Source organism: Mariniflexile maritimum (assembly GCF_009746565.1).
In the GTDB taxonomy this organism is placed as follows: Bacteria; Bacteroidota; Bacteroidia; order Flavobacteriales; family Flavobacteriaceae; genus Mariniflexile; species Mariniflexile maritimum.
In genome coordinates this window covers 48,265-61,097 of sequence record NZ_WRPN01000001.1, presented here as the reverse complement: position 1 = coordinate 61,097, position 12,833 = coordinate 48,265, and the positions used below count along the sequence as shown (strand labels likewise).

Annotated in this window: 13 protein-coding genes; 2 read left to right on the top strand and 11 right to left on the bottom strand. The window is 38.1% G+C overall.

Annotated features, from left to right (window positions below; translation table 11 throughout):
• Nucleotides 1–33 precede the first annotated feature (33 nt).
• Genes GQO80_RS00280 through GQO80_RS00265 form a run of 4 tightly spaced genes read right to left on the bottom strand, consistent with a single transcriptional unit; the run spans nucleotide 34 to nucleotide 2,051 of the window.
• Nucleotides 34–756 carry a pirin family protein gene (locus tag GQO80_RS00280; protein WP_157206203.1) on the bottom strand — a complete coding sequence of 241 codons (723 nt, stop codon included), beginning with the start codon at nucleotides 754–756 and terminating at the stop codon, nucleotides 34–36.
• A gap of 28 nt (nucleotides 757–784) precedes the next feature.
• Entirely contained in the window at nucleotides 785–1,222 is a 438-nt protein-coding gene (locus GQO80_RS00275) for a MarR family winged helix-turn-helix transcriptional regulator (RefSeq protein WP_157206202.1), read from the bottom strand.
• Nucleotides 1,223–1,231: 9 nt separating this feature from the next.
• Nucleotides 1,232–1,519, bottom strand: a complete 288-nt coding sequence (locus tag GQO80_RS00270) for a GNAT family N-acetyltransferase (RefSeq protein WP_157206201.1) — start codon at nucleotides 1,517–1,519, stop codon at nucleotides 1,232–1,234.
• A gap of 1 nt (nucleotide 1,520) precedes the next feature.
• On the bottom strand, nucleotides 1,521–2,051 hold the full coding sequence (locus GQO80_RS00265) for an NADPH-dependent FMN reductase (protein WP_157206200.1): 531 nt from the start codon (nucleotides 2,049–2,051) through the stop codon (nucleotides 1,521–1,523).
• Nucleotides 2,052–2,197: 146 nt separating this feature from the next.
• Here GQO80_RS00265 and GQO80_RS00260 point away from each other — a divergent pair, with 146 nt between their 5' ends.
• Together GQO80_RS00260 and GQO80_RS00255 are read left to right on the top strand one after the other, a co-directional pair.
• Complete coding sequence (locus tag GQO80_RS00260) at nucleotides 2,198–3,826, top strand: acyl-CoA carboxylase subunit beta (RefSeq protein WP_157206199.1); 1,629 nt, start codon at nucleotides 2,198–2,200, stop codon at nucleotides 3,824–3,826.
• A 71-nt stretch (nucleotides 3,827–3,897) separates the two neighbouring features.
• Entirely contained in the window at nucleotides 3,898–4,764 is an 867-nt protein-coding gene (locus GQO80_RS00255; RefSeq protein WP_157206198.1) for a hypothetical protein, read from the top strand.
• A 37-nt stretch (nucleotides 4,765–4,801) separates the two neighbouring features.
• Here GQO80_RS00255 and GQO80_RS00250 read toward each other — a convergent pair whose 3' ends face one another.
• The 7 genes from GQO80_RS00250 to GQO80_RS00220 form a co-directional block, all read right to left on the bottom strand.
• Nucleotides 4,802–7,114 carry a VWA domain-containing protein gene (locus GQO80_RS00250; protein WP_157206197.1) on the bottom strand — a complete coding sequence of 771 codons (2,313 nt, stop codon included), beginning with the start codon at nucleotides 7,112–7,114 and terminating at the stop codon, nucleotides 4,802–4,804.
• 87 nt (nucleotides 7,115–7,201) lie between these two features.
• Complete coding sequence (locus GQO80_RS00245) at nucleotides 7,202–8,299, bottom strand: AMP-binding protein (protein ID WP_232333080.1); 1,098 nt, start codon at nucleotides 8,297–8,299, stop codon at nucleotides 7,202–7,204.
• Complete coding sequence (locus GQO80_RS00240; RefSeq protein ID WP_157206196.1) at nucleotides 8,283–9,239, bottom strand: CPBP family intramembrane glutamic endopeptidase; 957 nt, start codon at nucleotides 9,237–9,239, stop codon at nucleotides 8,283–8,285. Before GQO80_RS00240 ends, GQO80_RS00245 begins: the two co-directional genes overlap by 17 nt.
• Nucleotides 9,240–9,243: 4 nt before the next feature.
• Nucleotides 9,244–10,281 carry an o-succinylbenzoate synthase gene (locus tag GQO80_RS00235; protein ID WP_157206195.1) on the bottom strand — a complete coding sequence of 346 codons (1,038 nt, stop codon included), beginning with the start codon at nucleotides 10,279–10,281 and terminating at the stop codon, nucleotides 9,244–9,246.
• A complete protein-coding gene (locus tag GQO80_RS00230) occupies nucleotides 10,282–10,959 on the bottom strand; it encodes a metal-dependent hydrolase (RefSeq protein ID WP_157206194.1) in 678 nt (225 codons plus the stop codon).
• A gap of 41 nt (nucleotides 10,960–11,000) precedes the next feature.
• The gene (menA, locus tag GQO80_RS00225; protein ID WP_157206193.1) at nucleotides 11,001–11,903 is read right to left on the bottom strand and encodes a 1,4-dihydroxy-2-naphthoate octaprenyltransferase; all 903 of its coding nucleotides are present in this window, start codon (nucleotides 11,901–11,903) and stop codon (nucleotides 11,001–11,003) included.
• An 86-nt stretch (nucleotides 11,904–11,989) separates the two neighbouring features.
• Entirely contained in the window at nucleotides 11,990–12,829 is an 840-nt protein-coding gene (locus GQO80_RS00220; protein ID WP_157206192.1) for a 1,4-dihydroxy-2-naphthoyl-CoA synthase, read from the bottom strand.
• Nucleotides 12,830–12,833 lie beyond the last annotated feature (4 nt).

Below are 12,833 nucleotides of genomic sequence, written 5' to 3'. Positions count from 1 at the left end.
TTAAGAAACCCTTTAATTAAAAATAGTGCCTTTTTAAAATTCCATAGGAATTTCAATAAAAAGCAAACTAGAGGCTTCATTCGTTTTAATTGTAAAAACATTGGTTTCATAAACACCAGCGGCATCCCTACTTTCTAAAACATGGTTGTTAATAGTTATATTACCGTGAATGGTCATCACATAAACCCCGTGATTTTCGCTTTTATGAGTGTAATCAAACGTGCGGTCTTTATCCAAATCGATTCTTGAAATGATGGCATCTTGATGAATTTTCAAACTCGTTTCATGGGCTTCATCCATAGATGTAACCAATATTTGAAGCTGGTTTTTGCGTTCACTGGCATCAAATTTTTTTTGGTCGTAGCGTGGAGCAACGTTTTGTTTGTTTGGGAAGATCCAAATTTGGAACAAACTTAAATATTCATCAACCGATCCATTTATTTCAGAATGTTGCACGCCCGAACCGGCACTCATAACCTGTACTTCACCGGGTAACACAGGTATCCATGTGTCGCCCATATTGTCGCGATGTTTTAAAACACCCTGTAACGGAATGGTAATGATTTCCATATTATCGTGCGGGTGCGTTCCAAAGCCCATTTTGGGAGCAATAACATCATCATTTAGCACACGTAATGCTCCAAAATGCACCTTTTCGGGGTTGTTGTAACTGGCAAAACTAAATGAATGGTTGGCCTGTAACCAACCATGGTTTGCAAATCCTCTTTCACTTGCTTTATGTATAATTGTTTTCATCTTTATTTTTTCTTTTTAATTAATATTTCTAACGCATTTTATCAAGCAAATTGCTTAATTGCCCTGCTTCTTCCTCGCTTAGGTTTTTTAATAAAGTATCATTAAAATTGTCAGGAATGGTAGCTAAAAGCGCATGGCCTTGACTTGTAATCGCAATTTTAACCGCGCGCCTGTCGTGTTGGCAAGGTAAGCGCTCAATATAGTTTTTGTCGCAAAGTTTGTCCATTAACCGTGTGGCATTTGGCGAGCGCTCAATCATTCTATCTTTAATAACTTGAACGTTCATGGGCTCGCCCGCACCTTTTAATATCCTTAAAATATTATATTGTTGCGGAGAAATTCCGTAGGTTTTAAAATAGTCGTTCTGAAAATTTGAAATCCAATTGGCGGTGTACAAAATATTCAGTAATGCCTTTATTTTGTTGTTGGCGAATTTTGAATGAATGGCTTTTGATAAATCTCCCATTGGTAGCTTTTATTGAGTTAAAATATCGGCAAATTCCTCCTGCCTCTTTTTAAAAACCGCCTGAGCATAGGAGCATATTGGAATAACTTTCAGGTTATTAGAGCGCACATATGCAACCGATGCTTCAATTAGTCTGTACCCAACACCCTGCCCTTTAAGCGCATCGTCAACTTGGGTGTGCTCAATACAAATTGCATGGGGGCTTTGGTGCAAATAGGTTATTTCGGCCATTTTCTTACCTTCTATTTCAATAAAAAAAATGCCCTTTGTTCCATCATCAGTATGTTTTACGTCCATGTTATAAATGTTTTTGTAATTGTTTAACGGCCTCTTTTAATTGTTTATCAAAATCGGCATGAACAATCTTGCCTTCCGAAAAATTATTTCCAAAAAAGGGCAAGGAAAAAACCGCCACAATGTTTCCATCATGAAAAGGGAATCTGGCCTGGGCCATTTCCAGAACAGATGCCCCACCCCTGCCTCCGGGCGATGTTGCCATTAACAACATGGGCTTGTTAAAAAACAGTTTACCTTCAATTCTCGATAGCCAATCCAATAGATTTTTAAACACCGTGGCGTACGCTCCATTGTGCTCAGCCAATGAAAGCAGGATGCCATCGGCGGATTTTATGAGTTCCAAAAACTTATGGGCATTTTCAGGAATTCCGTGTTTTTGCTCCAAATCGACGCTAAAAAGTGGCAATTCAAAATCATTTAAGTCCAAAATGCTTGTGTTTACGTGTTCAACGCTATTGGATGCATAAGTAACCAACTGTTTGTTAATAGATTGCTTGCTGCTGCTGCCCGCAAAGGCTAAGATATTTTTCATGCTTATAGTATTTGTTTGGGCAAAGATATAAATAAATTATTTATTTTTCTAGGAATATATTTCCATGTAATATTTATTAATAAAACATTAACAAAAACTAACAGGAAATTGAAACTTTTGTATTTTAGCTTCCAAAGAAAACAGCAATGGACTTAAACTTCAACAAAAACGAAGATTACAATAAGCTCTTAATATCCGAACTCAACAAACGCTTAGGCAAAATACGCTTAGGAGGAGGAAAAAAGAGCATAGAAAAACAACACGAAAAAGGAAAGCTAACGGCACGCGAACGCATAGACTATTTATTGGACAGCCATTCAAAGGCCATTGAAATTGCCGCATTTGCTGGCGAAGGCATGTATGAATCGCATGGTGGGTGTCCATCAGCGGGCGTGGTTGTTAAAATGGGCTATATTAAAGGGAAACAATGCATTGTAGTGGCCAACGATGCTACCGTAAAGGCCGGGGCATGGTTTCCTATTACCGCAAAAAAGAATTTACGCGCACAGGAAATTGCCATCGAAAACCGCTTGCCTATTATTTATTTAGTGGATAGCGCCGGGGTGTATTTACCGTTGCAGGACGATATTTTTCCTGATAAAGAACATTTTGGGCGCATTTTTAGAAACAACGCGGTTATGAGCAGTATGGGCATTACCCAAATTGCTGCGGTTATGGGAAGCTGTGTTGCTGGTGGCGCTTACTTGCCCATTATGAGCGATGAAGCATTGATTGTTGATAAAACGGGCAGTATTTTTTTGGCAGGAAGTTATTTGGTGAAAGCCGCCATTGGTGAAACCATTGATAACGAAACATTGGGGGGCGCAACGACCCATTGTGAAATTTCGGGCGTTACCGATTATAAAGCGAAAAACGATCAAGATGCTTTAGATACCATTAAAAGTATTGTTGATAAAATAGGCGATTATGATAAAGCAGGGTATAACCGAAGCGAGGCGATAAAACCTAAGGAAAATCCGGAAGATATTTACGGGATTCTGCCAAAATCGAGAGCAGACCAATATGATATGTACGCCATTATAAAGCGGTTGGTTGATAATTCTGAATTTAATGAATACAAGGCCGGTTACGGTAAAACCATCATAACCTGTTATGCCAGAATAGAGGGTTGGGCCGTTGGCATTGTGGCCAACCAACGCAAATTGGTTAAAAATGCCACGGGCGAAATGCAATTTGGTGGCGTTATCTATAATGATAGCGCCGATAAAGCCACCCGTTTTATAGCCAATTGTAACCAAAAAAAGATTCCGTTGGTGTTTTTACAGGATGTTACAGGCTTTATGGTAGGAAGCAAAAGCGAACATGGTGGCATTATTAAAGATGGTGCAAAAATGGTAAATGCCGTTAGTAATTCGGTGGTGCCAAAATTCACCGTTATTATTGGAAACAGCTATGGGGCAGGTAATTATGCCATGTGCGGAAAGGCATACGACCCCAGATTGATTGTGTCGTGGCCAAGTGCCGAACTTGCGGTGATGAGTGGAAATTCTGCCGCCAAGGTACTGCTTCAAATTGAAAAAGCGTCGTTGGAAAAACAAGGTGAAAAAATAACCAAAGAAAAGGAAGAGGCCTTATTCAATAAAATAAAGGATCGTTACGATGCCCAAGTATCACCTTATTATGCAGCTTCACGTATTTGGACCGATGCCATCATTGACCCCTTGGAAACCCGAAAATGGCTAAGTATGGGTATTGAGGCCGCTAACCACGCCCCTATTGAAAAAGCTTTTAATTTGGGGGTTTTACAGGTTTAACAATTAGGAATTAGAAATTAACAATTGTAATTTCTTAAATAAAAATATTAAGAACTCATATAAAATTACCTATGAAAACAAACATACTTTTCTGCTTAATTTTTAACTTTATTTTTTCTTTAAGTTTTTCACAAAATCCTGATAAAAAAGTTGAACAAAGACATTATACTTCACTGAAGTATTATAAATTAAAATATAAAGAACCGCTTACAAAAGAAGATTCATTAAACTTTCAATATAGAAATAATGATACACTAGTTCTTATTAAAAACTATTTAGAACCAAAAGGTGTTAGAGTTCCATACGAATTTAAGGATTCTACTTTTCTACATTATTATAAAAAAGTAGCTTTCAATCATAAAAATAATTTATATAGTACTAAAACGTCAATGAAATATTGGAAAGAAGATATTCGAATTTTCTTTTCTAAAAACATTAAAAAAAGTACAAAAAAAGATTTTATTCCCTTTGTAAAAAATATATCTGATCAAGTTGATTCTTTAAATATATTCATAGTAAAAAAAGCTAAAGACGCAAACTATTTTATTTATAATGATGGGGATTATGAATATGAAGAAAATCTTAAAAACAATAAAAACACAAATTATTATATTTATTGGAAACAAAACAAAATATATAAAGGTGCTATTAAATTATATCCTGATGACATATCATTGGAGGATAAGATGAAAGATTACTTCATCCAATCATTAGGATTTTTTAAATTAAGTAATGAATTTGATTGTAACAGTTATTTTTCTAACTGTGCTTCAGAGAAAAAAACATTAACTAATTTAGATTTGGAAATTATTAAATATCATTACTCTTATGGTATTTGTAAAGGAACTAATCTAGAAACTTTTGAAAATCAACACAAAAAAGCTAAAGCGCTTTTAAAAGAAACAGGACATAAATTATATTTTTTACATGTAGATTGATTAAAAAAAGCGACCCAAATTGGTCGCTTTTTTTAAATTACAAACTTTGATACGAAGAAACTAACCTCATAAACTCTGAGCGATACCCGTCCGTATCATCGCCCCTGCCCGATGTTGCCAACGCTAAAACATCGTCTGGTGTTGAATGGTTATGAAATTTTGAATGTCGAATTTGCATCCCAAATAAAGCAACGGCCGACGCAAATTTAAAATCTTCTGAAGCCTCTAAAACGTCATCTTTTTGCACATGAACCATTTCGATACTTTTATCGCCATCTGGTTTTTTGTACCTAAATTTTACCGTAAACAGTTCATCTGAAAATTTCGTAGCTGTGGCTGTTTTTGTGTATTTCAAATCATCAACCGCTTTTAAATAATCGCTTTCAACGCCCACGGGAATAAGTTCATACAACGCCGTTACGGTATGCCCGCTGCCTAATTCGCCGGCATCTTTCGTGTCGTCAATAAAATCTTCATCGGCAAGCATCCTGTTTTCATAGCCAATCAATCGGTATGCCTGTACTTTGTTTGGATTGAATTCAATTTGAATTTTCACATCTTTGGCAATGGTGAACAAGGTACCGCCAAATTCTTTCCCAAACACTTTTTGGGCTTCTTGCATGCTATCGATATATGCATGGTTTCCATTGCCTTTATCGGCTAAAATCTCAAGTTTTGAGTCTTTATAGTTTCCATAGCCAAATCCCAATACCGATAAAAACACACCCGATTTACGTTTGTTTTCTATCAATGTTTCCATCGCTTTATCTGAAGAAGCTCCAACGTTAAAATCGCCATCGGTTGCCAAAATCACACGGTTGTTCCCGTTCTTTTTAAAGTTTTCTTCGGCTAATTTATACGCCAATTCTATGCCTGCGCCACCTGCTGTTGAGCCACCGGCATCCAAATTATCTAATGCTTTCATTATTTTTTCTTTATGCTTGCCCGACGTGGGTTCCAACACCACACCCGCAGCACCTGCATACACCACAATGGCTACTCTATCCTGTTCGCGCAATTGATTTACCAATAATTTAAAAGCCGATTTTAGCAACGGCAATTTATTTGGCGAGCCCATTGAACCCGAAACATCAATTAAAAATGTGAGGTTTGATGCGGGCAAAGCGTCATTCAAATACGTTTTTCCTTGTAAACCTATTTTAACAATTTTGGTTTGTTGGTTCCAGGGCGTTTTGGCCACTTCTGTATGAATGGAAAACGGATGGTCTCCTGTTGGTTGTGGGTAGTTATAGTTGAAATAATTAACCATTTCCTCAATTTTTACGGCGTCGGGTTCAATGGGCATGCCACTATTGATCATGCGCCTGATATTACTGTACGATGCTTTATCCACATCAATTGAGAACGTAGAAAGCGGCGAAAGCGAGGTTCTTTCAAACGAGTTTTCTTCAATAACGGCATAACTTTCTTGGTTGTTCAGCCTGAAATTACCTTGATGCGTGGTAATAACGATGCAGCCCTGGTTTGCAATGGTTCCAAATTTGGTTTTTGCTTCCGCTTTATCATAGCTTTTTTTGGTTTCTATATCCGATTTTGGCAAGTTTTCAACAATATGATTGTGCTCTTTTTTGATAGGTACACCATCCACAATATAAAGCGGTTCATCAACAACCTTTGTATTGTTTTTTGTTGAAATGATGATAACACCATCACGAGCCTTATTGCCATAAATAGCGGTGGCACTGGCATCCTTCAATACAGTAATGTCGTTTATGTGCTGCGGGTTTAAAGTTTCGATGCTGTTGTAGGGCACTATTTTACCATCAACCACCACCAAGGGTTGTTGCTGATTGGAAAGGGTTGCGGCACCCCGAATAACAATATGGGTATTGGAACCTGTATTATTTATGGCGACTCCTGCCACTTTACCCTGCAACGCTTGGTTTGTGGGCGTTGACTGCATTTGTGCTGCCAATTGGTTATGATAGGCTTTTTGGTTTTTTCGTTGTAGTTGTGAATTGGAAATTTTAGCAACGGCTCCTGTTGCATAGCTTCGTTTTTGTGTGCAGTAACCTACTACTACAACTTCATTCAATGCAGTCTTATCGGCTTGTAAGGCTAATGATATGGTGTGTAATGTGCCCACCACACGTTCTGCTGGAACATATCCAAGATATGAAAACACCAAAACATCGGTATCATTTGCCATTATTTGATAGAGTCCGTCGAAATTGGTGGTCGTTCCTTTTAAAGTGCCTTTTACAACAACGTTAACCCCAGGAAGTGCTAACCCCGTTTCATCGGAAACTTTACCAGAAATGAATCGTTCTTGGGCGTGAAGGGGCATGATAAATAACCATGCAAAAAAGAGGTTTAATAGTGTTTTCATAATTCGCGATTTTAAAGTTTAGCATAAAACTAAACCCAACCACCAAAAAATAAAAACGCTAATGAGTGAAGTGCCCTTTTGGGCGAGTTAAATCCCTTTTATTAGTTCAACGGTTTTTTTACGCTGAATTTTGCCCGATTTGGTTTCGATAAATTTAGGAAGCGCAAAAATAGCCTTGGGCTTTTCATATTTTGCCAACCCTTCAAAAATGCTGGTATCCAAATTATTTTCACCTTCAATAACCAGAATTACTTTTTCACCTAGGGCATCATCAGGCAAGGAAGCGATGAAAAACCGTTGGTTTAGGATGCCTTTCAGGTTTTTCTCGATTTGCTCTGGATACAATTTAATCCCTCCCGAATTGATGACATTATCAAAACGACCCAACCATTCAAAACTGGTTTCAGAATGAATGGTAACAATATCGTTGGTTACTATTTTTTCGCTCGATAGATAGGGCGCATCAATTACCAAACAACTTCTATCGTCGGCAGACACCGTAATATTGGGCAATGTTTTAAAATGGGAACGCGTATAAGTATCCCCTGCATTAAAATTATTTAATTTTTTTACGGCAATATGTGTTACCGTTTCGGTCATTCCATAAGTTTCATAAACTACCGGCTTTTTGTCTTTTATCATCTCAATAATGGCGTCGGACACTTGACCACCGCCAACAATGGCGACTTTAATGTTTTTTAGGTACTTAGCGAAATTTTTAAGCTGCATGGGCGTAAAAGCACAAAACGCATAGTCTTTTTCGTAATCGATTAGGGGTAATGCCGATGGCTCGACCATATCCAATTCAAGCCCCAGCACAATGGCCCTCACAATCATCATTTTACCGGCAATAAAGTTGGAAGGCAGGCAATGCAGTACTTTATCGCCCGGACTTAAATTAAAAAAGTCGCCAGTTGCTATGGCCGATTGAACCATGGCTTCCTTCTTTATTGTAATTTTTTTGGGTTTGCCCGTAGAGCCCGAGGTTTGTGCCGTAACATAATCGTTATCATCCAACCAATCCAACAAAAAATTACCCAGTTCCTGTTGGTAGGCATCACCTTCCTTCACATAACTATAAGCAACTTCCATTAAATCTTCGTGCTTATAGCTTACGTTATCTAACTTAAATTTAATATGTACATTGGTGTAATTCGGTATCATGGTGCTATGCTTCAATTTCATGGTTTTCGTTTGCTGGTTCTTCAACCGTTCCTAATAATTTTTCTTTCCAGTTGGTCCATTTATACACTTTTGAAAGTATGAACAAAAGTATGGGAAATACAATAAATACGGGGAAAAATATTTCGCCAAGGGCCATTTCTGTTGGATCGGACATGTCTTTTAAAACGGAATGGGTTTGAAACGCAGTCCAATCGGCAGTTACCAAAAGTGCGGTAAACAAATTGTTGGCAGCGTGAAAGCCCAAAGCGAGTTCCATACCTTCATCCATAAGCGTTAAAATACCTAAAAACAAGCCTGTACCAATGTAATAAACCATAATAACATGGCCTAGTTTATCAACCTCCGGATTGGCAATGTGCAATAACCCAAAAACCAACGACGTAATTATTAACGGTACCCATTTGTTTTTTACAATAACCCCAATGCCCTGCATTAAATAGCCCCTGAATAAATATTCCTCAAAACTGGTTTGCAAGGGCACAAAAATAATGGCAATAACGCACAAAATTAAAAAAGGCACGAGGTTGAAATTAAGTACATAATTTGCCGGCGATGTAAAATAATCGACCAAAACCATGCTACTCGAAATGGTGCCCCAAACAAAAAAGATGAGCCAAAAACGTTTCCAATCTATCGTTTTTCTGGAGGTGGTTAAACTGGTTATGGTTTGCTTGTGCAAATATTTTACCGCCAAAAGCAAGCCCAAAAGGCCAACCGCAAACGATAACAACATTAAAAACAGATTCAAATTGGGTTCTAATAGCGACAACATTTCGGTTTGTTCCATGCCTATTATGCTATCGCCGTTTCTAAACGCTTTAATAAATACAGCTACGGTTAAGGGTATTTGCCCTATGGTAACTGCCACAACAACAATTAATAATCCTAATAAATAACGCCACCATTCGTGCAATCCTTTAAATGCTTGAGCTATGTACATGTTTTTATAAATTAAAGTTCCAACCCATTTTTTTGTTGTACTGCAAAGTACCGTTATTTACTTGTAATGGGCAATCAAAATTATTGGTAAATAAACTACCCGTGCCCAATCCTTGGGGCATTTTGCTGTTTTTAATATAGGTGTATTGCGCAATGGCATTTAATCCAATATTACTTTCCAGTGCACTGGTAAGCCACCAACCCATGTTGTTTTTCGCTGCAATTTCTATCCAGGAATCGCTTCCTTTAAAGCCGCCAATTAAACTTGGTTTTAAAATAATGTATTGTGGTTGAATGGTTTGCAGGAGTTCTTGTTTTTTTTTTGAAGAAAAAATGCCTATTAATTCTTCGTCCAGAGCAATGGGCAACGGGGTTTCGGCACATAGTTTTGCCATTTCCTGAATCTGGCCTTGCTTAATGGGCTGTTCGATGGAATGTAAATCGAAATCGGAAAGTATCTTTAGTTTTTCAAGGGCTTCGGAAGCCGAAAATGCACCGTTAGCATCAACACGCAATGCGATGTTTGCTGAAGTAAATTCCTTTCTGATGGATTTTAACAGGCCACATTCTGTTTGAAAATCGATAGCGCCAATCTTCATTTTAAGGCATTTGAAACCCGCTGCAATTTTATCATGGATTTGTTGTTTCATAAAGGCTTCCGTTCCCATCCAAATTAAACCGTTAATGGCAATGGCAGCTTCACTTTTTGTAAATTTTGAAGGAAATAATTCAAATGTATGGTCACTTTCCAAAGATTTAAAGGCCGTTTCCAATCCAATTTGAATACTTGGAAATTCTATTGTTTGTTGCAACAATTCATCTAAACCAAGATTTATATTTTCGCAAACCCAGTGTAGTTTGTTTTCGTAATCGGGTCTGTCGTCAACAGATAAACCGCGAAACAAACCACATTCGCCAATGCCTTTTTTTCCTTCGGAACTTAAAATAAGAAACCAGGTTTCCTTCGTTCTTAAAACACCCCGCGAGGTGCCACTGGGATTTTTGAAGTTTAAGATGTATTTTTTATAGGAAGCTTTAATCATTTACAATTCAAGACTTTCGCCAATTTCAAGCAGCATTAAATCTTTGTTTTTTTCAAAAAACTTGCGTTTTGCCTCTTCGTGGTCAATTTCTATATAGCCAAACGTATCGAAATGGTAACCCAACACCTTATCGCATTTTACAAAATCGCTGGCAATAATGGCATCTTCGGTTCCCATGGTAAAATTATCGCCAATAGGTAGAATGGCCAAATCCAATTTGGTGTGCATGGGAATCAATTTCATATCAAAAGTCAGCGCCGTATCACCTGCAATGTATATGTTTTTATGTTCGCCTTCAATCACAAAACCACCTGGTTGTCCGCCATATTTCCCGTCGGGAAACGAAGAGGTGTGAATGGCAACCACATATTTTAGGGTACCAAACTCAAAATCCCAACTACCTCCATGGTTCATGGGGTGGCCTTCTATACCCATATTTTCAAAATGCGAAACAATTTCAAAATTAGAAATGATGATGGCATTGGTGCGTTTTGCAATGGCCTCCACATCCAAAATATGGTCTTGGTGCGCATGTGTAAGCAAAATATAATCTGCTTTTAAGGTTTCTATGTTAATATGCGAAGCTTTGGGGTTTGCCGAAATAAAAGGATCGACCAAAATATGCACATCATTAACCTGTATGCCCAAGCTTGCGTGACCGTAGTATGTAATTTTCATATAAAAACTATTAAAAATTAATAAGGTAAATTACAAAAATTTCACAACAAATGCCCTATTCCCATTAGTATTGCTAAAAGTACCGTAGTTAAAGCGACCTTTTTTAATTCTGGATCGAGTAATTTAGCATCGGTGTTATGCACCACTCTTTTGATATGGCTTACCAACGGAATATAGGCAATAACAAAAATTAAATTATAAATAGACGTATAGTACAAAATGCCGAATAAAAATGAAAATACCATGGCCAAAACAATAAGGGCAATGTGGTATTTTTTTGCTTTTGAAATGCCTAACGACACTACTAAGGTTTTTTTATCAGACTTTTCATCCGAAACTATATCGCGCATGTTATTAAGGTTCAAAACCGCGGTACTTAATAAACCAATGGTCAACGCCGGTAAAAACACCACATGGTCTAGTGTTTTGGCATACAGTACATAGCAGCCTACCACACTTACCAAACCAAAAAACACAAATACATAAAAGTCGCCCAAACCCCTGTAACCATAGGCACTACTGCCCACGGTGTAACGAATGGCCGCCACAATGGAAGCGATACCCAATAAAAAAAATACAACCGTTAACAAAAAATTTTTAACGCCAAATGCGGTAAATATTAAAAGACAGGACAGTACTATGGAAATGAGCACGTTTATTTTAATGGCATTAAACATTTCCTCCGGTGAAATGGTACCTGTTTGTATGGCGCGTTCTGGCCCAATACGCTGGTTATTATCGGTGCCTTTTATACCATCGCCATAATCGTTGGCAAGATTTGAAAGGATTTGAAAACTGAGCGTTGTTAAAACGGCAAGTACGCACACCAACCAATTAAAATAACCATTATAAACAGCAAAACACGATGCTAATATAATGCCAGAAATGGACAAAGGCAGCGTTCGTAAACGCATGGTTGAAATCCAGATTGAAACTTTTTTCATTTGTAGATCATTTTTTTTCAATGAAAATATGCCATTCACATAGCTTAATTAGTGGTTACGACCACCTTTTGATGATGCCTTTTATACTACGGAATCCATTTTTTTACAAAATTCGGCTTGCGCTTTTCCAGAAAAGCGTTTCTGCCTTCAACAGCTTCATCGGTCATATAAGCCAAACGGGTAGCTTCGCCTGCAAATACTTGTTGACCCACCATGCCGTCATCGGTTAAATTCATGGCAAATTTCAGCATTTTTATAGAGGTTGGCGATTTCGCAAGAATTTCCTGTGCCCACTCAAAAGCGGTTGTCTCCAATTCGGCATGTGGAATTACGGCGTTTACCATCCCCATATCAAAAGCTTCTTGAGCCGAGTAATTTCTTCCTAAGAAAAATATTTCGCGTGCCTTTTTTTGGCCCACCATTTTAGCCAAATAAGCCGACCCATAGCCACCGTCGAAACTGGTAACATCGGCATCGGTTTGTTTAAAAATAGCATGCTCTTTGCTTGCCAAGGTTAAATCGCACACCACGTGCAAGCTGTGGCCGCCGCCAACCGCCCACCCCGGCACCACGGCAATAACTGCCTTGGGCATAAACCGAATTAAACGCTGTACTTCGAGAATGTTTAAACGGTGGTAACCATCTTCACCCACATATCCTTGGTGACCGCGCGCTTTTTGGTCGCCCCCAGAACAAAAGCTCCAAATACCATCTTTAGTTGAAGGCCCCTCGGCAGATAGTAATACCACGCCTATATTAATATCTTCATTGGCATCATAAAATGCGTCGTAAAGTTCGCTGGTGGTTTTTGGCCTAAAGGCATTGCGCACATTTGGCCTGTTAAACGCAATTCGGGCAACACCTTGGCATTTTTTGTAGGTGATGTCTTCATATTCTTTAACCGTTTTCCATTCAATAGGTTTCATTTTC